Here is a 17,970-nt window from a genome sequence, read left to right as displayed (position 1 = left end):
AGTTGATAAAGGCGTAGCCGATAAGCATTGTACAACTCAAGCGGCGCCGAGCATTCCATCATGCACCGCGGCCAGGATCGCTTCAACCGCCGGATGCTGGATCTTGCGCTCGTTCGAGATCGCATAGAACTGCTCGCGCACCTCGGGCACGCGGCCCACGACCTCGGCCTGCAGCTGCTCGGCCAGGTCGGCGGCCAGTGCCGCCGGCGCGAAGAACAGCCCCAGGCCGCGCCGTCCGAAGGTGTTGAGCAGGGCGTTGTCCTCGAATTCGCCGACCACGTCCGGATGCACCCCGTGCACCTCGAGCCAGTCGTCGATTTTTGCTCTTAATGCATTATTGCGCGCAGGCAGCAAAAACGGCGCCCTGTTCAATCCCTTCGGGAAATCTTTGCCCCATTGCTCGACCAGTGCATGGCTGCCGACCACCAGCATTTCGCTTTCGAACAGCAGGTGACTGAACACGCGCAGGGTGCTGCCGGTGGCCAGGGTGTGGTCGCTCAGCACCACGTCGAGCTTGTGCAGGGCGAGGTCGGCGAGCAGGGCCTCGTGCTGGTCCTCGAAGCAGACCAGGCGCACCGGCGTGGCCAGCTGCGTCGTCACTTCCAGCAGGCGGTAGGCGGTGAGCTTGGGTAATGAATCCGAGATGCCGACCGTCAGGCGGGTGCGCATGTTGCCGGCCTGGTCGAGCGCTTCCTGCATCTGCTCGCCCAGCAGGAATATCTGGTCGGCAAACGTCAAGGCCAAACGGCCGGCCTCGGTCAGCGTCAGGCGCCGGCCCTGCTGGGTGAACAAGGCCTTGCCCACGGATTGCTCAAGCAGCGTGATCTGGCTGCTGACGGTCTGCACCGCCAGGCCCAGGCGCTCGGCCGCACGCGTGATGCTGCCCTCCTTGGCGACGACCCAGAAATAGTGCAGATGACGGAAATTCGTGATCGCGTGTTTCATATCTTCCGTTTTTTCGAAGTAATGCTTCGATTATCTTCGCTTTTTCTATGGTTCCGCTAGCCCTACACTGCGTTCTATCAACTTTCACATAGAAGGGATAACAACATGAAGCACTTCAGAGGATCTTTCCTCGTCACCATCATCTGTCTGGGCCTGGCCGGCTGGTGGGGTTACGAACACGGCGGCGTGTCCGGCGCGCTGACCGCGATCGGTGTCGCGACCATCCTGTCCATCATGGAGGTCTCGCTCTCGTTCGACAACGCCGTGGTGAATGCCTCGGTCCTGAAAGGCTGGGATGAATTCTGGCTGAAGCTGTTCCTCGGCCTGGGCATGATCATCGCCGTGTTCGGCATGCGACTGGTGTTTCCGATCGTGATCGTCGCGGTGGCGGCCGACCTGGGACTGACCGAAGTCTGGAACCTGGCGCTCTCCGATCCGAAGTCGTTCTCGGGTCACCTGACGGCGCACCATGCGGAAGTGGCGGCCTTTGGCGGCATGTTCCTGCTGCTGGTCTTCCTGAACTTCCTGCTGGACGATGAGAAGGAAACCCACTGGCTGGGCAACTTCGAGAAGAAGCTCGGTTCGCTGGGCAAGGTGTCCTCGATCTCGGTGATGGTGTCGCTCGCGGCCCTGCTGTTCGCATCGACCTTCGTTGACGCTGGCCAAAGGATGATTGTTCTGGTCGCCGGTATCTGGGGCATCCTGGTCTACGTCGGCGTGGACATGATCAGCAGCCTGCTGGAGAAGAGCGAGTCGGATGAGAACAGCAACGTGGGCGAGATGGTCAAGCGCGGCGGTATCGGCGGCTTCCTCTACCTCGAAGTGCTCGACGCATCGTTCAGCTTCGACGGCGTGATCGGCGCCTTTGCGATCACCTCGGATGTCGTGATCATCATGCTGGGCCTGGCGATCGGTGCAATGTTCGTGCGTTCGATGACGGTCTTCCTGGTCAAGAAAGGCACGCTGGACGAGTTCGTCTACCTGGAGCATGGCGCGCACTACGCGATCGGTATCCTGGCTGTGATCATGCTGGCAAGTATGCATGTCCATGTGCCTGAGCTGATCACCGGCCTGACGGGTGTGGCGTTCATCGCGGCTTCGCTGTGGTCGTCGATCCAGTACAAGAAGAAGCATGCTGCGCTGGCCGCGGCTGAAGAGAAGCAGCTGGCGTAATGGAGTACGGGCGGTGGCGATGGATGCCACCGCCTCAATGGGGAAACGTTGTACCGCGTGGACACAGGTGTCCACCCTACGAAACCCGGCACTTGTAGGGTGGACACCTGTGTCCACGCTGTCTCCCCGGCAGAACAGAGTTACAAGACAACGCGAGAGCGCCCGAAACACGGGCGCCCCGCACAAGGAACCGCCCGGCGAGTGGCAGAACACCAGCTCGCTGCGCGTTAAACCCCGGTGTTCACAAGAAGTCCTTAACTTTAGGAGAAACACATCATGGCAATCAGTCTGCAAAAAGGCGGTAACGTCAACCTGTCGAAAGAAGCGCCTGGCCTGACCAACCTGAAGGTCGGCCTCGGCTGGGATACCCGCGCCACCGACGGCGCAGCATTCGACCTCGACGGCGCAGTCTTTATGCTGAACTCGTCCGGCAAGGTGCGTTCGGACGCCGACTTCATCTTCTACAATAACCTGAAGTCGGCCGACGGCTCGGTCGTCCACTCGGGCGACAACAAGACCGGCGAAGGCGCGGGCGACGACGAAGTCGTGGCGATCGACCTGACGAAAGTCCCTGCCGACGTCGACAAGATCGTGCTGGCCGTGACCATCCACGACGCCGAGACCCGCCGCCAGAACTTCGGCATGGTCGGCAAGGCCTTCATCCGCTGCGTCAACGCCAACGGCGACGCGGAGATCGCCCGCTACGACCTGTCGGAAGACGGCTCGACCGAAGCGGCGATGATCTTCGGCGAGGTGTATCGTAATGGCGCCGACTGGAAGTTCCGCGCCATTGGCCAGGGCTTCCAGGGCGGCCTGGGCCCACTCGCCAAGAACTACGGCGTCAACGTTTAAACATCAAGGTTCGCGGTCCCCATGACCGGGGCCGCTTTTAATAGGAAGCCAAAAGAAAATGCCAACTTTTACCGTGACCGGAGATGTCGATCCCTTCCTGCACGTGTCGATGAGGAAGGGCGAGACCATCTATTGCGAATCCGACGCAATGGTGATGATGGAATCGACGCTCGACCTGAAAGGCAAGATGAAGGGCGGGCTCGGCAGCGCGCTGATGCGCACCTTCGCCAACGGCGAATCGTTCTTCCAGCAGCACATCGAAGCGGCGCGCGGCGACGGCGACTGCCTGCTGTCGCCGACCCTGCCGGGCGCGATGCAGATCGTCGACTGCGGTCCGAACCAGTACATCATCAGCGACGGCGCCTTCGTTGCCGCCAGCTCGGGCGTGGACCTGAAAGTGCGCACCCAGAGCATCGGCAACGCGCTGTTCGCCAACAGCGGCGGCTTTTTTGTGACCGAGACGACGGGGCAGGGCCAGGTGGTGGTGTCGGGATTCGGCTCGATGTCGATGCTGGAGGTGGAGCCGGGCAAGGACGCGATCATCGACAACTCGCACGTCGTGTGCTGGGACAGCACGCTGCAGTACGAGATCTCGATCACGACCGGCACCAGTGGCGGCTTCCTGGGTAACCTGATCAACAGCCAAACCAGCGGCGAGGGCATGGTCCTGCGCTTTTCCGGCCGCGGCAAGGTCTACGTGTGTTCGCGTAACCGCGCCGCCTTCAAGGCCTGGATGCAGGCGCCCGCGCGCTAAAACGAGGAGATAAGCAATGTCAGTCAATCTGCAAAAAGGCCAGAAGATTTCGCTTTCGAAAGAGGGCGGCGGTTCGCTCAGCCGTGTCACCATGGGCCTGGGCTGGGACGCCATCAAGTCGAAGGGCTTCTTCGGCTTCGGCGGCAAGACCGAAAGCGTCGACCTCGACGCCTCGGTCGTGATGTTCGACGAGTCGAATCGTCCGGTGGACGTGGTCTGGTTCCGCCAGCTCAAGAGCAAGGACGGCAGCGTCGTCCACACCGGCGACAACCGCACCGGTGCGGGCGACGGCGACGACGAGCAGATCAACGTCGACCTGAACAGCGTCCCGGCCAACGTGAAGTCGCTGGTGTTCACCGTGAACAGCTTCACCGGCCAGAACTTCTCGCAAGTGCAAAACGCCTACTGCCGCCTGCTCGACGCCAACGGCAACAAGGAAGTGGCGCGCTACGACCTGTCGGTGCAGGGCGCCCATACCGCCCAGGTGATGGCCAAGCTGTACCGCCACAACGGCGAGTGGAAGATGCACGCCATCGGCGAAAACGCCAGCGGCCGCACCTTCGACGACCTGATGCCGGCAATCACGCCGCACCTGTGATCGCGTCGATCGCAGCATAAGTAAAACCGGGCCTTGAGCCCCGATGCCGTTCAGCCTCGCCTGAACGGCATTTTTTATTTCTGGGTTGTGAACCCTGGCCGACCTTGCCGTCATTCAGCGAACGGCGGCTAGCGGCAAGGCCCGGTCATGGCTTGCAGACGACCGAGGCCGCGGCGTCGGCCGGCAATGCCCGGGCGCACAGGTAGCCCTGGTAGGCGTCGCAGCCGTGCTCGAACAGGAAGTCGCGCTGGGCGACCGTTTCGACGCCTTCGGCCAGCACCCGCAGGCCCAGGCTGCGTCCCAGCGCGATGATCGTGCGGGCGATCACCGCGTCGTTCTGGTTGGTCAGGAGATCGAGCACGAAGGAGCGGTCGATCTTGAGCATGTCCAGCGGCAGCTGCCTGAGGTAGGCGAGCGAGGAATAGCCGGTGCCGAAGTCGTCCAGCGCGAAGCTCACGCCGTGCGTCCTGAGCGCATTCATCTTGGCGATCGTGTCGTCGACGTTCTCCAGCAGCGAGGTCTCGGTCAGTTCGAGCTTGAGCAGGCGCGCATCGATCCCGGCCGCCGCCACCAGCTCCAGCACCTGGGCAACGAACTGCGGATGGTGGAACTGGCGCGCGCTGACGTTGACCGCGATCTCGATCTGCGCGGTCGCCGGGCTGGCCGCCCAGGCCAGCAACTGCTCGCAGGCCTTCTTCAGCACCCACTGCCCGAGCCCCAGCACCAGCCCGGTTTCCTCGGCAAGCGGGATGAACTCGACCGGCGAGACCAGGCCGCGCACCGGATGACGCCAGCGCACCAGTGCTTCGACGCCGCTGACCCGGCCGTGGCGGTCGATCTGCGGCTGGTACTGCAGGTCGAACTCGCGTTCGCACTCGCGCAAGGCCTGGCGCAGGTCGTTCTCGAGCGCCATGCGCGCCGACAGCGCGGCCTGCATGCCCGGGTTGAAGAAGCGCAGCGTGCTGCGGCCCGCGGCCTTGGCCTCGTACATCGCCATGTCCGCGCGCTTGAGCAGCTCGCCGATGTCGTCCCTGGCGTCGCCGAACAGGACGATCCCGATGCTTGCCGTGCTGTGGTGGCAGAATTGGTCGAGCTTGTACGGCTGGCGCAGCGTCATGAGCATGCGCTCGCCCACCGCCCGCGCCTGGCCGCATGCCTGTTCCATGTCGGCGCTCATCCCCTCGAGCAGCACCACGTACTCGTCGCCGCCGAAGCGCGAAATGGTGTCGCGGTGGCTGACGCAGCCGCTCAGGCGCTGCGCCACCTGCTTGAGCAAATGGTCGCCCAGCGCATGTCCGAGGGTGTCGTTGAGCGACTTGAAATTGTCGAGGTCAATAAAGAACAGCGCGTTGGTGCAGCGATGCTGCGCGCAGTGCTCGAGCGCCTGCTGCAGCCGGTCCATCAGCAGCTGGCGGTTCGGCAGCTGGGTCAGCGCGTCGTAATAGGCCAGGTATTCGATCCGGCGTTCGGCCTGGCGGCGTTCGGTCAGGTCGACCATGGCGCCGATCATGCGCGTGGCGCGCCCGCCGGCGTCGCGGATGATGTAACCGCGGTCCAGCACGAGGGCGACCGAGCCGTCCTTGCGCAGGAAGCGGTATTCGTCCATCCACTCGTCCCCGCCGCCCTCGATGGCCGACCTGATGTGGTTGACGACGCGTTCCCGCTCGTCCGCGTGGATATGGTCGGACCATGCGCGGATCGGCCCGGAAAAATCGAGCGTCGTGTAGCCGAACACGGCTTCGATGCTGTCGCTGGCCCACAAGGTGTCGTCTTCCAGGTTCCAGTCCCAGACCACGTCGGTGGTGGCACGGGCGATGGTGCGGAACCGTTGCTCGCTGATGCGCAGCGATTCCTCGGTCTTGCGCGCCTCGGTCACGTCGCGGAAGTAGACGGTCAGCCCTTCGTCGGAAGGATAGGCGCGCACCTCGGACAGCGTCTGGTGCGGCGCATAGTATTCCTCGAACACGACGGTGCGGTTTTCGCGCAGCGCGCGATGGAATTCGCAGTAGCCGATCTCGCCCTTGAGCGCGCTGAACTCGTCCCACAGCACCTTGCCGAGCAGCTCGGCGCGCGGGCGCTTGAACAGCCGTTCGGCTTCCCGGTTCAGGTAGGTGAAGCGCCATTCGCGGTCGAGGGTATAGAACGCGTCGGTGATCGACTCGAGCGTGGCCGACAGCCGCTCGGCCATGCTGGCCGCCTGCTGCTCGGCCTTGCGCCTGTCGCTGATGTCCTGGAACGCGCCCTGCAGCCCGGTGATCGTTCCGTCGGCGCCGCGCACCGGCTCGCCGGTCGAGCGCACCCACACGTTGCGACCGCGCGCGGTGATGAGCCTCAGCTCTTCGTCGTAGGGCGTGCCGTCGCGCAGGCAGGCCTCGACCAGCGGACGCAGCCTGTCGCGCGATTCCGGCGTGAAGTAGGCGATCGCTTCCTCGACCGTGGGCGCGGTTCCGACCGGCATCTCGTGGATGCGGCACACCTCGTCGGACCAGATCACGCGGCCCTGCGCCGTGTCATAGGTCCAGCCGCCGAAGTGCGCGACGCCGCTTGCCATCTGCAGCAGCCGCGCATTGAGTTCGGCTTCGCGCTGGCGCCGCACCTGTTCCGTCACGTCCTGGACCGTGCCCAGGTAGTGCACGCGGCCGTTGTCCGCACGCAGCAGCTCGGCGCGCGCGCGCATGTGCCGCTCCTCGCCTGTGGGGCGCACGATCCGGTACCCGATATCGAGCCGCTCCCCGCCGCGCAGCGCCGCGTACACCGTGTCGCTCACCTGCTGCCGCTCGTCCGGGTGCACGAGCTGCAGGAAGTCGTCCAGGCGATAGGCTGCCGGCGCGAGGCCGTAGATGGCGCAGGTCGTATCCGACAGGGTGAGCGCCATGTCGCGCAGGTCCATTTCCCAGAAACCGAACTGGCCTGGGGGCTCGCCGATGTCCGGCGGATCGTCTGAACGCGGGTCTTGGGGCATGGCAAGCAGATGGTGACATGACGCCTACATTGTAGATTGTAGACCGCCAGCCCACGAGTCTGTTCCTCAGGAGTGTGGGCTGCCCCGAAGAAAAGTACCTGGCCAAAACCTGCTTGAACCCTTTTCGAAGGCGTCTACACTGAGGCGAATACCTTGTGGGCCCCTTACCCGATGCAGGCCACGGCGCCGTTGGGGCGACCCATGCGCATGCCGGAATGGGGCCAGGTGTCCGAACATTTCTTAGCGTACCTGTCGCACGGGCGAGTCCGCGCAGCAGGCAGTGAGCAGGCAGTGAGCAGGGAGGATCGATCATGGCAAGCGACGTCGTCGGTGCGCAACAGGGCAAGTCATCGCGGCACGGCCGCTCTTCCACCGATGCCCCGGGCGGTGGAACGGTGCAAGACCTTGGCTGGATTCCCCTCGCGCTCGGCGCCGCAGCCATCCTGGCCGGTCTCGGCGGCCGGAGGAAGGGCGCCGCGGCGCTCGCGGTCACCGCTGTCGCCGGCGCGGTTGGTGCAATGCGCAGCGCGCAGACCGAGCGTGAGAAAGCAGGCGGCGAGCCGGAGGTGGAACGCTCGATCACGATCGGCAAGACCGCGGACGAGCTTCGCCACTACTGGCTCGACCCGAAGACACTGCCGCAGGTCATGGCAGGCTTTGCAACCGTACGTGCCAGCGGCGAGGGCCGCATGCACTGGAAGGTCGAGGGGCCGCTCGGTAACGCCTGGGAATGGGAGACCGAGACGGTGGATCGCGAGACGGTGGACCGGCCCGGCGAGGACATCGGCTGGCGCTCGCTTCCCGACGCCGCCATCCCGAACGAAGGATGGGTCCGCTTCCAGCCCGCCCCGGCCGGCCGCGGCACCGTGGCCACCCTGCGCTTTCGCTTCGACCCGCCCGCTGGCGCGCTCGGCGAAGGGCTCCTCAAACTCCTCGGAACCACCCCCCTGGACATGGTTGCCGACACGGCGCTGCGGCGCTTCAAGAACCTGGTCGAAACCGGCGAGATCCCGACCACCGAGCGCCAGCCCGCTGCCCGCGCTGATACCCACTGAGCACACTGAGGAGCAGACATGCGCGCACTCTACTGGAACGGCGTGAACGACCTGCGTGTCGGCACGGTAAAGGACCCCGAGATCGTGAACCCCCACGACGCCATCCTGCGCGTCAGCCTGTCGACAACCTGCGGCTCGGACCTGCACTTCATCGACGGTTACATCCCGACCATGAAGGCCGGCGACGTGATCGGCCACGAGTTCATGGGCGTGATCGAGGAAGTCGGCCCCGCGGTGAAGCGCGTCGGGAAGGGCGACCGCGTGGTCGTGCCTTCCTTCATCGTGTGCGGCCAATGCTGGTATTGCCAGCATTCCCTTTACTCCCTGTGCGACAACACCCATCCCAAGCCCGAGCTGCAGGAGCCGCTGCTCGGCGGCTATCCCACGGCCGGCATCTACGGCTACACCCACGCCTTCGGCGGCTACGCCGGCGCGCACGCGCAATACGTGCGGGTACCGTTTGCCGACAACGACTGCTTCAAGGTCCCTGACGGCGTGGCGGACGAGACCGCGCTGTTTCTCTCGGATGCGGCGCCGACCGGCTACATGGGCGCCGATTTCTGCAACATCCAGCCGGGCGACACGGTCGCGGTCTGGGGCTGCGGCGGCGTCGGCCTGATGGCGCAGCAGAGCGCGCGGCTGATGGGCGCCGAGCGGGTGATCGCGATCGACCGTTTTCCCGAGCGCCTGCAGATGGCGCGCGAGCACGCCGGCTCCGAGACGATCGACTACACGCAGGTCGACAGCGTCCTGGACGTGCTCAAGGAAATGACTGGCGGGCGCGGCCCCGATTCCTGCATCGACGCGGTGGGAATGGAAGCGCATGGCACCGGACCGCAATACGCCTACGACCTCGTGAAGCAGGCTTTGCGCCTGGAGACCGACCGCGGCCAGGCGCTGCGCGAAGCCATCATGGCCTGCCGCAAGGGCGGCACGCTGTCGGTGCTCGGCGTCTACGGGCTGATCGACAAGTTCCCGATGGGCGTCATCATGAACAAGGGCATGACGGTGCGCAGCGCCCAGCAGCACGGGCAAGCCTACATGGAGCGGCTGCTTGCGCACGCGCAGAAGGGCGAGCTGAACCCGGCCTACCTGGCCACGCACCGCTTCTCGCTCGAGGACGGGCCGCTCGGCTACGACATGTTCAAGCACAAGAAGGACGGCTGCGTGCGGGCGGTGTTCGCACCGTAGAGGCCGCCGCCACGGCGCCGGGGTCAGCTCACTGTCAGATCACTTCCAGCGGCACCTTCCGTTGCGGAGGCGGGAAGGCACGATCGAGCGCGGCCAGGTCCTGCGCCGACAGCGGCAGGTCGAGCGCGCTGCGAAGCTGCCTGACGTGGGCGGGCGTGCCGGCCTTCGGCAGCGCGATCGTCAGGTCGTCGCGCAGCACCCAGCGCAAGGCGATCTGTGCGGGCGTGGCGGAATATTCCGCGGCAAGGCGCAGCAGCTCGGGATCGCCGAGCAGGCGGCCCTGCTCGAGTGGGGAGTAGGCCATGATGGGGAGCTTGCGCTGCCGGCACCAGGGCGTCAGGTCGAACTCGATGCCGCGCCGCACCAGGTTGTACAGCACCTGGTTGGCCGCCACTGCATTCCCTCCAGCCAGGGCGAGCAGTTCTTCCATGTCCGGCGTGTCGAAATTGCTGACGCCCCAGTAACGGATTTTCCCCGCACGCAGCAGTGCCTCGAAGGCCTCCAGCGTCTCGTCGAGCGGCACCGCGCCAGGCCAGTGCAGCAGGTACATGTCAAGGTAATCGGTGCCAAGCCGGCGCAGGCTGTTCTCGCAGGCCGTGACCGTTCCACGCCGCGTCGCATGGTGGGGAAGCACCTTGCTGACGATGAAGGCATCGTTCCTGCGGCCGCCGAGCGCCTCGCCGACCAGTTCCTCGGCGGCGCCGTTGCCATACATTTCCGCGGTGTCGATGAGTTTCATTCCGTGGTCGATGGCGGACCGTATCGCATCGAGCTCGTCCTGGCGCTTGGCCGGACGTTCGCCCATGTGCCAGGTGCCCAGGCCGAGCACGGGCAGCTGCTCTCCGGACGGTAGTTGCGTGTTGCGCATGATTGCTCCTGTCGTGTTCGGGCCCGCCACAACCGGGCCGCGCCCATGCGCAACGCATCGTGTCGCGCATGGGCGCTCTCCTGCGATACTACTGTTACGCAGATGGGCTTGACGCGCGGGTGAACGTCCAGGCAGCGATATTACTGGCGTGGCCGAGGCAGGCGCCACAGCTGGGTCGGCAGGGCCAGCGGCGCATCCCGGTTGAAGAAGGCCGAGTCCTGGATGCGCGAGGTGGTCACGTAGAGGCTGCCGTCCGGGCCCTGGCTGAAGGTGTCGGGCCAGCGCAGCCTCGGATCCTGCAGCACCGTGCGCAGGCCGCCGGCCGGGCCCTGGGCCAGGTCGCGCGCCTTGATGGCGTTGTCCTCGATGGAGGTGAGGTACAGGGTATCGCTGCCGGTATCCGCGCGGCGACTGATCCACAAGCCGTCCGTGGGCCCGACCTTGCCGTAGGACTGGACCTGGCTGGAGACGTCCTCTCCGGCCAGGCCTCTTCGCGTGAGCGCCGTGGTCTGGATGCGGTACAGGGTGTTGCCGGTGAGCGCCTTCCAGTACAGCCAGGCGCCGTCGGACGACAGGGCGATGCTGTCGGCGGCGAAGAGCACCGGACGTCCGTCCGGATAGCGCAGCGGTTTGCCGTCGGTGCGCACGACCACGCCTTTTCCGGCTGGGTCGAGGGATGGCCGTCCAGCACCCGGCGCGCCTGGCCGCTGGCCAGGTCGACCACGACCAGGGCGCCGCGCTGCCCGGCGTCGGTCAGATAGGCATATTTGCCGTCGTTCGAGAAGCGCACGTCGTTCAGGTAGGAACCGGGGATCGCGACATCCTGGCCGAAGCGGATCACCTGGACCACCCGGTCGGTGGCGAGATCGATGCGCACCAGCTTCGGTCCCCCGGGCACGATGCCGTCCACGGCGGGGGCCGCGGGATCGACGACCCATACGCTGCCGCGGCCGTCGGCCACCACGCTCTGCACGCACACCCAGTGAGCCGCTGGATCGAGCTCATCGCGCCGTACGTTGCGCCAGGCATTCCATCGCTCGTCCGGATAAGGCCGCAGGCTCCCATCCTTCATGACTTCGGCCACCGATACGGGCGAGTCTTCCGTCCAGCGTGGAAAGTTGACGAAGAGCCGGCCCCGTTCGCTGACGGTCACGCCGGTGACCTGGTGTTCGAACTGGGCCGCCTGCTGCAGCACCGTATCGGTCCGGCGATGCGCCGGCTGGTCCGCGCCTGCCGTCTGCGTTTGTGCCGGGGCCGACCCGGCAGACAAGCCGGCGCCTGCAAAGACGAGTGCCAGAAACATGGGTGTGATTCGCATGACTCTTCCTTTCTGGAAACAACAGCCTGGGCTGCATGGATTTGATTCTGGCGCGAGACACGCTGCGTCCACGCAGGCGCCCATCCCGATCCGGGCGAACAAGGGTCGGCAAGGTGGCATGTCCGCACCGGCTAGGGAGGCGGCGCGCCTTCGCGCATCGCCTGCGTCAGCTGCCTGCGCAACTCCGGGGTGTCCTGGTGACCGTGCTGCGCCACGGCGTGCTGGACCGCCACGTTCAGCAATTCCTGTTCGCTGTCGGCCGCGATCGTCACGCTGCAGTTGGTCGTGCTGGGGATCTCGCGGCAATCGATGTATTTGCGTGCCATGATGCGCTCCTGCTTGCCAGGTTTTGATCGGTACCTGCATCGAAGTATAGGCACGCTCCCCCCAGGTTCAAGCGAACCTGGGGGCGGCCAACCGGCACGCCTGCGTATCTCCCTTTTATCCTTCCTGGCCTTTTCCTTCCTGCTTTCTGAAAACAAAAGCGGAACTTAGCTCTCCAGTGCCCGTCTTACAGCTTGCCGCTTTCACTATGCACGACACCAGCTGCGAGGGATGACAGCGCGACAATACGCGCGGCCGATCGGCCGCAGATGGCGGAGCGACGGCATGACGGGACACAACGGATCAGCAAGCGGCGAACGGCCTGGCGTCTTGAACCGCCAGCAGCTGATCGCATGGCAGCTGGCCGAGGTCCAGGCCATTGGTCACGTCGGCACCTGGGAATTCCACCCGCCCGCCGAAAGGCTGGTCTGGTCCGCCGAGACCTGCCGCATCATGGGAGTCGACGACAGCGGCTTCGACGGCAGGATCGAGACTTTGCTGGCACTGATTCATCCGGACGACCGGCACGCGGTGGTGGCCGCGATCCGGGAAAACCGGCAGCAGCCACGCCAGACCGAGCTCGAACACCGTATCGTCTGGCCGGACGGTACGGTACGGCATGTGCGCGTGCATGGCGTGCCCTACCGCGACGAATCCGGCCAGCTGATGCTGGCAGGCACCTTGCAAGACATCACCGAGACACGCCAGTCGACCGAAGCCTTGCAGGCGATGTCGCGCAAGCTCCTGGGAACGCTGGAGGCCATGGCCGACACGTTCTACACGCTGGACAGGCAATGGCGCTTTACCTACCTGAACGAAGCAGCCGAGCGCCTGCTGCGGCGCCCGCGCCATGAGCTGCTCGGCAAGGTACTGTGGGACGAGTACCCGGACCTGGTAGGGACGCACTTCGGGGCACAGTACGAATTCGCGATGGAGCACCGGCAGGCGGTCGCGTTCGAGGAATACTATGCCCCGCTGCAGGCATGGAAGGACGTGCGCATCTTCCCCACGGACGAAGGCCTGGCCACCTATACCACCGAAATTAGCGAGCGCAAGCGACTGCAGGAAATAGAACGCGAGGCCGCCGAACGGTTCATGATGGTGGCCGGAGTGACCAGCGACATCATCTGGGACTGGGATGTCCCTCACGACCGCCTCTGGTGGAGCGAGGGCGTGCAATCGGTCTTCGGCTACAGCGCGGACGCCTTCAAGGACGGCATCGACGACTGGGCGTCGCGGATCGCGCCGGAAGACCGCGAGCGCGTCGTCGGCGGATTGTATGCGGCCATGCATGGCGGGCGGGAAACCTGGGGCGCGGAATACCGCTTCCTGCGCGGGAACGGCTCCTACGCCACCGTACGGGACCAGGGCGTGTTCCGGCGCAACGCCGAAGGTGCAACGCTCAACGTGATCGGTTCGATACTCGACATCACCGCGCAGAAGCAGGCCGAGGCCGGGCGCCGCGAGGTCGAAGCACGCAACCGGCTGCTGGCATCGCTCCTGGACAAGGCCCACGATGCGATCTCGGTATCGGGCACCGATTTGCGGATCACCTACTGGAACCAGGGCGCCGAACGCCTGTTCGGCTGGACCGCTGAGGAGGTCATCGGCAGGACCAGGGACGAGCTTCCGATGCTGGACAAGGAGGACCTGGAACGGGCCTATCACCAGGTCTTGCGCAAGGGCGAGTGGCGCGGCGAAATTACCAAGCGGCGCAAGGATGGCCGCCCGGTGCCGGTCGAATCGCACCTGACCCTGGTGCGCGGCGGCGACGGCCAGCCGCAAGCGGTGCTGGAGATCGAAACCGACATCACGCAGCGCAAGCAGGACGAGCACGCGATCCTGAGCCTGGTCTTCTTCGATCCCCTGACGCGCCTGCCGAACCGGCGCCTGCTGCTGGACCGCCTGCGGCACGCGGTCGCGGCGACCAAGCGCGACGGCCATGGCGGCGCGCTGCTCTTCATCGACCTGGATAACTTCAAGACCCTGAACGATACGCTGGGGCACGACAAGGGTGACCAGCTGCTGCAGCAGGTCGCGCGGCGGCTCGAAGCGCGGGTGCCGCGCGGCAGCGACACGGTGGCACGGCACGGCGGGGACGAATTCGTCATCGTGCTGGAGGACCTGAGCGCGAACCCGGAAGAGGCGGCAGCCCAGGCCGAGCGGGTGGCGGAAAAATTGCTCGGGGCATTCAATGAGCCGTTCCAGCTCGATGGGCACCAGCACCACTCGAGCCCGAGCATCGGCGTGGCCCTGTTCGACAGGGACATCAAGGACATCGACGAACTGCTCAAGCGCGCAGACCTGGCGATGTACCAGGCCAAGGCGGCCGGCCGGCATACGATCCGGTTCTTCGACCTGCACATGCAGACAGTGATCAATGCGCGCGTCGAGCTGGAGGCCGACCTGCGCCGCAGCCTGCAAACCCGCGGATTCACCCTGCATTACCAGCGCCAGACCGACAGCAACGGCCACACCGTGGGGGCCGAGGCGCTGCTGCGCTGGCAGCGCCCGAGCCGCCAGCAGGTGTCGCCCTCCGTGTTCATTCCGCTGGCCGAAGAGACCGGGCTGATCCTGCAGTTGGGCGAGTGGGTCCTGGAAGCCGCATGCCGCCAGCTCGCCTCCTGGGGCAGCCGGCCGGAAACCGCGCACCTGACGATGGCCGTCAATGTGAGCGCGCGCCAGTTCCGCCAGCAGGCCTTCGTGGACCAGGTACTGCAGGTCATCGAGCGCACCGGCGCGGATCCACGGCGGATCAAGCTCGAGCTGACCGAGAGCCTGCTGGTGGCGAATGTCGAGAATACGATCGACACCATGTACGCGCTCAAGGCGAAGGGCATCGGGTTCGCGCTCGATGACTTTGGCACGGGGTATTCCTCGCTCACCTACCTGAAGCGTCTTCCGCTCGACCAGCTCAAGATCGACCAGTCTTTCGTGCGCGACGTACTCACCGACCCGAACGACGCCGCGATCGCGCGCACGATTCTTGGGCTGGGCCACACGCTGGGACTGGACGTGATCGCGGAAGGCGTCGAAACGGCCGACCAGCGCAACTTTCTCGCCATGCACGGATGCCGCGCGTTCCAGGGTTACCTGTTCGGGCGGCCGGTGACGGCGGAGCAATTCTGAGACGCTGGCTGTGCGGCACCGCGCCGCTACCGCACCGGCACTGCAGCAGTGTAGTATCGTGTTGATCCAGGCTCATCCGGACTTTCCTTGCTCTCGCCTTCCGCCCACGCACTTTTTTGGAGATCCAGCATGTTCAAGGCAATCCTGCTCGACAAGAATGATGACGGCGCCACCACCGCCCAGCTTGCCCAGCTCGACGACGCGCAATTGCCAGCCGACGGCGATGTGACGGTGCGCGTCGACTATTCGACGATCAACTACAAGGATGGCCTGGCCATCACCGGCAAGGCGCCTGTCGTGCGCAGCTGGCCGATGGTGCCCGGCATCGATGGCGCGGGCGAGGTCATTGCGTCGTCACATCCGGACTGGAAGGCGGGCGACGCGTTCATCCTGAACGGCTGGGGTGTCGGCGAATCGCACTGGGGTTGCCTGGCGCAGCGCGCCAGGCTGAAAGGCGCGTGGCTGATCCCACGGCCGCCGGGCATGTCGGCCAGGACCGCGATGGCGATCGGGACGGCGGGCTACACCGCGATGTTGTGCGCGATGGCCCTGCAAGAGCAGGGCATCGACAGGAACAGCGGCGAGATCCTGGTCACCGGCGCGTCGGGCGGCGTCGGCAGCATTGCGATCGCGATCCTCGCCGGCCTGGGCTACCGCGTGGTCGCGTCCACCGGCAAGCTGGCCGAGGCCGATTACCTCAAGTCCCTCGGCGCGGCCGAGGTCATCGACCGCGCCGCGCTGTCCGCGCCGGGCAAGCCGCTGCAGAAGGAACGCTGGGCCGGGGTGGTCGATTCCGTCGGCTCGCACACGCTGGCCAACGCGGTCGCCCAGACCCGTTACGGCGGCGCCGTCGCGGCATGCGGACTGGCCCAGGGGATGGATTTTCCGGCGTCCGTTGCGCCATTCATCCTGCGCAGCGTCAGGCTGATCGGCATCGACAGTGTAATGGCCCCCTTGCCGAAACGGGTGGCGGCATGGGAGCGGCTGGCGAACGAACTGGACGCCGGCAAACTGGCGACGATTACGCAGGAAATCGGATTGGCGCAGGCGCTCGACCAAGCGCCGGCACTGCTCGCCGGCAAGGTGCGTGGCCGACTGGTGGTGAACGTCAATGCATGAGTAAAGCAAACCAGGGCAGGGGCCGCATGGTCTTCAGCGCAAGCAATGTCGCGGGGCAGGACGTCATGCGAGCTATTCAAATGGACAAATCGATGTAAAAAAATTAGGTGACAGCTCCCTTGTGATTGAGCGATCCGCGTTCTGTGGATGGATACTCCCGCGGTGGCTCGATGATGCTCCCGCGGTGGTAGAGAGCCTGCGGGCCCTTGCTGCGGGTTTCATCAACAACTGCCGGACGACGCGCCGCGTCCTGTCACGCAGGGCAGGGCTCCATCCCGGCGGTTCACTGGAGCAGAATATGAAAGCTGTTGTCTATCGAGGACCCAACCAGGTAGCTGTCGAAGACGTGCCGGATCCCAAGATTGAACGTCCGACAGATGCCATCGTCAAGATTACCAGCACCAACATTTGCGGCTCGGACCTGCACATGTACGAGGGCCGCACCGATTTCGAGCAGGGCCGCGTCTTCGGCCACGAGAACCTTGGCGTGGTCATGGAGGTCGGGCCGGCGGTCGAGCGGCTCAAGCCCGGGGACTGGGTGTGCCTGCCTTTCAATGTGAGCTGTGGCCACTGCAAGAACTGCGAACGCGGCCTGACCAACTACTGCCTGAAGGCGAACGAGCCGGGCATGGCCGGCGGCGCCTTCGGCTTTGCCGACATGGGGCCATGGCAGGGCGGCCAGGCCGAATTCCTGCGCGTGCCCTGGGCCGACTTCATGTGCCTGAAGCTGCCGCCGGACGCCGAGGAAAAACAGTCCGACTACGTGATGTTGGCCGACATCTTCCCGACCGGCTGGCATGCGACCGAGCTGGCCGGCATGAAGCCCGGGGACGCGGTGGTCATCTACGGCGCCGGGCCGGTGGGCCTGATGGCCGCCCACTCCGCGATGATCAAGGGGGCCTGCAGCGTGATGGTAGTCGACTGCCATTCGGACCGGCTCAAGCTGGCCGAGTCGATCGGCGCGATCGCGATCGATTATTCGAAAGAAGACCCGGTGCAGCGGGTCATGGACCTGACCCATGGGCGGGGCGCGGACGTGGGGTGCGAATGCGTCGGCTACCAGTGTCACGACCACCATCATCACCGCCAGGAGCGTCCCAACCTCACGATGAACAACCTGGTCAACTCCGTCAAGTTCACCGGCGGAATCGGGGTGGTCGGCGTGTTCGTTCCGCAGGACCCGAACGGTCCGGACGCGCTGGAGAAAGAGGGGAAGATCGCGCTCGACTGGGGCATGCTCTGGCTCAAGGGGCAGCGCGTCGCCACCGGCCAGTGCCCCGTCAAGGCCTACAACCGGCAACTGCGCGACCTGGTCCACGCCGGCCGCGCCAAGCCCTCGTTCATCGTGTCCCATGAGCTGAAACTGGACCAGGCACCCGACGCCTACAAGCACTTCGACGCGCGCGAGCACGGTTGGACCAAGGTGATATTGCATCCTGGTTCTTGAATATTTACTGACGGCTCCCTGCCGTCACGCCGGTGGAACACGCAGGCCATCGGCGAAAACGCCAGCGGCCAGCGCCTTCGACGACCCGATGGCGGCGCTGACCCCACACCTGTCGTCGTGGTTCGTCGGCGTTGAGAAAAAACCGGGAATACGCGCCCCGGTTTTTCGTTTCGCTCCCAGGCGCCCGGGAATTGCCTGCACCTTGTCCGGCTCCGGCAACCATGACACGCGATGC

14 protein-coding genes and 1 pseudogene are annotated in these 17,970 nt (G+C 65.3%); 9 read left to right on the top strand and 6 right to left on the bottom strand.

From position 1 onward, the window contains the following. Positions 1-36: 36 nt before the first annotated feature. Positions 37-945 carry a transcriptional activator NhaR gene (gene nhaR / locus ACSUZJ_RS20910; RefSeq protein WP_499411400.1) on the bottom strand — a complete coding sequence of 303 codons (909 nt, stop codon included), beginning with the start codon at positions 943-945 and terminating at the stop codon, positions 37-39. Positions 946-1,050: 105 nt separating this feature from the next. Between nhaR and ACSUZJ_RS20905 the strand changes: the two genes are divergently transcribed. The 4 genes from ACSUZJ_RS20905 to ACSUZJ_RS20890 all read left to right on the top strand — a co-directional run bounded on the left by ACSUZJ_RS20905 (position 1,051) and on the right by ACSUZJ_RS20890 (position 4,322). Continuing rightward, the gene (locus ACSUZJ_RS20905) at positions 1,051-2,118 is read left to right on the top strand and encodes a DUF475 domain-containing protein (protein ID WP_499411399.1); all 1,068 of its coding nucleotides are present in this window, start codon (positions 1,051-1,053) and stop codon (positions 2,116-2,118) included. A 276-nt stretch (positions 2,119-2,394) separates the two neighbouring features. Next, the gene (locus tag ACSUZJ_RS20900) at positions 2,395-2,970 is read left to right on the top strand and encodes a TerD family protein (protein WP_499411397.1); all 576 of its coding nucleotides are present in this window, start codon (positions 2,395-2,397) and stop codon (positions 2,968-2,970) included. Between the two features lie 58 nt (positions 2,971-3,028). Further along, complete coding sequence (locus ACSUZJ_RS20895; RefSeq protein ID WP_499411395.1) at positions 3,029-3,724, top strand: TIGR00266 family protein; 696 nt, start codon at positions 3,029-3,031, stop codon at positions 3,722-3,724. A gap of 16 nt (positions 3,725-3,740) precedes the next feature. Beyond that, entirely contained in the window at positions 3,741-4,322 is a 582-nt protein-coding gene (locus ACSUZJ_RS20890) for a TerD family protein (protein WP_499411393.1), read from the top strand. Positions 4,323-4,467: 145 nt separating this feature from the next. On the opposite strand, the gene ACSUZJ_RS20885 is transcribed toward ACSUZJ_RS20890, so the two are convergent. Then, entirely contained in the window at positions 4,468-7,284 is a 2,817-nt protein-coding gene (locus ACSUZJ_RS20885; protein WP_499411391.1) for an EAL domain-containing protein, read from the bottom strand. Between the two features lie 311 nt (positions 7,285-7,595). Between ACSUZJ_RS20885 and ACSUZJ_RS20880 the strand changes: the two genes are divergently transcribed. Further along, positions 7,596-8,339 carry an SRPBCC family protein gene (locus tag ACSUZJ_RS20880; protein ID WP_499411389.1) on the top strand — a complete coding sequence of 248 codons (744 nt, stop codon included), beginning with the start codon at positions 7,596-7,598 and terminating at the stop codon, positions 8,337-8,339. 18 nt (positions 8,340-8,357) lie between these two features. Further along, entirely contained in the window at positions 8,358-9,530 is a 1,173-nt protein-coding gene (locus tag ACSUZJ_RS20875) for a zinc-dependent alcohol dehydrogenase (protein ID WP_499411387.1), read from the top strand. Between the two features lie 34 nt (positions 9,531-9,564). On the opposite strand, the gene ACSUZJ_RS20870 is transcribed toward ACSUZJ_RS20875, so the two are convergent. The 4 genes and pseudogenes from ACSUZJ_RS20870 to ACSUZJ_RS20855 all read right to left on the bottom strand — a co-directional run bounded on the left by ACSUZJ_RS20870 (position 9,565) and on the right by ACSUZJ_RS20855 (position 12,042). After that, positions 9,565-10,398 carry an aldo/keto reductase gene (locus tag ACSUZJ_RS20870; protein WP_499411385.1) on the bottom strand — a complete coding sequence of 278 codons (834 nt, stop codon included), beginning with the start codon at positions 10,396-10,398 and terminating at the stop codon, positions 9,565-9,567. A 140-nt stretch (positions 10,399-10,538) separates the two neighbouring features. After that, positions 10,539-11,051 carry an L-dopachrome tautomerase-related protein gene (locus tag ACSUZJ_RS20865; RefSeq protein WP_499416682.1) on the bottom strand — a complete coding sequence of 171 codons (513 nt, stop codon included), beginning with the start codon at positions 11,049-11,051 and terminating at the stop codon, positions 10,539-10,541. 83 nt (positions 11,052-11,134) lie between these two features. Beyond that, a pseudogene (locus ACSUZJ_RS20860) lies at positions 11,135-11,470 on the bottom strand (L-dopachrome tautomerase-related protein); the annotation flags it as partial. A gap of 377 nt (positions 11,471-11,847) precedes the next feature. Then, positions 11,848-12,042, bottom strand: a complete 195-nt coding sequence (locus ACSUZJ_RS20855; RefSeq protein WP_499411383.1) for a DUF1059 domain-containing protein — start codon at positions 12,040-12,042, stop codon at positions 11,848-11,850. Positions 12,043-12,370: 328 nt separating this feature from the next. On the opposite strand from ACSUZJ_RS20855, the gene ACSUZJ_RS20850 reads away from it, so the two are divergent. From ACSUZJ_RS20850 to ACSUZJ_RS20840, 3 genes are all read left to right on the top strand, one after another. After that, positions 12,371-15,169, top strand: coding sequence for an EAL domain-containing protein (locus tag ACSUZJ_RS20850; protein ID WP_499411381.1), 2,799 nt, complete (start codon positions 12,371-12,373; stop codon positions 15,167-15,169). 129 nt (positions 15,170-15,298) lie between these two features. Then, positions 15,299-16,288, top strand: coding sequence for an acrylyl-CoA reductase (NADPH) (acuI, locus tag ACSUZJ_RS20845; RefSeq protein WP_499411379.1), 990 nt, complete (start codon positions 15,299-15,301; stop codon positions 16,286-16,288). 298 nt (positions 16,289-16,586) lie between these two features. Further along, positions 16,587-17,735, top strand: a complete 1,149-nt coding sequence (locus ACSUZJ_RS20840; protein WP_499411377.1) for a glutathione-independent formaldehyde dehydrogenase — start codon at positions 16,587-16,589, stop codon at positions 17,733-17,735. Positions 17,736-17,970 lie beyond the last annotated feature (235 nt).

Source organism: Telluria sp. B2 (assembly GCF_051789535.1).
In the GTDB taxonomy this organism is placed as follows: Bacteria; Pseudomonadota; Gammaproteobacteria; order Burkholderiales; family Burkholderiaceae_D; genus Telluria.
This window is presented reverse-complemented; position numbering and strand designations above follow the sequence as displayed.

Bases quoted from the DNA above. Each gene is read 5' to 3' on its own strand.
- nhaR (WP_499411400.1), bottom strand. From the start codon at position 945: ATGAAACACGCGATCACGAATTTCCGTCATCTGCACTATTTCTGGGTC.
- ACSUZJ_RS20905 (WP_499411399.1), top strand. From the start codon at position 1,051: ATGAAGCACTTCAGAGGATCTTTCCTCGTCACCATCATCTGTCTGGGC.
- ACSUZJ_RS20900 (WP_499411397.1), top strand. From the start codon at position 2,395: ATGGCAATCAGTCTGCAAAAAGGCGGTAACGTCAACCTGTCGAAAGAA.
- ACSUZJ_RS20895 (WP_499411395.1), top strand. From the start codon at position 3,029: ATGCCAACTTTTACCGTGACCGGAGATGTCGATCCCTTCCTGCACGTG.
- ACSUZJ_RS20890 (WP_499411393.1), top strand. From the start codon at position 3,741: ATGTCAGTCAATCTGCAAAAAGGCCAGAAGATTTCGCTTTCGAAAGAG.
- ACSUZJ_RS20885 (WP_499411391.1), bottom strand. From the start codon at position 7,284: ATGCCCCAAGACCCGCGTTCAGACGATCCGCCGGACATCGGCGAGCCC.
- ACSUZJ_RS20880 (WP_499411389.1), top strand. From the start codon at position 7,596: ATGGCAAGCGACGTCGTCGGTGCGCAACAGGGCAAGTCATCGCGGCAC.
- ACSUZJ_RS20875 (WP_499411387.1), top strand. From the start codon at position 8,358: ATGCGCGCACTCTACTGGAACGGCGTGAACGACCTGCGTGTCGGCACG.
- ACSUZJ_RS20870 (WP_499411385.1), bottom strand. From the start codon at position 10,398: ATGCGCAACACGCAACTACCGTCCGGAGAGCAGCTGCCCGTGCTCGGC.
- ACSUZJ_RS20855 (WP_499411383.1), bottom strand. From the start codon at position 12,042: ATGGCACGCAAATACATCGATTGCCGCGAGATCCCCAGCACGACCAAC.
- acuI (WP_499411379.1), top strand. From the start codon at position 15,299: ATGTTCAAGGCAATCCTGCTCGACAAGAATGATGACGGCGCCACCACC.
- ACSUZJ_RS20840 (WP_499411377.1), top strand. From the start codon at position 16,587: ATGAAAGCTGTTGTCTATCGAGGACCCAACCAGGTAGCTGTCGAAGAC.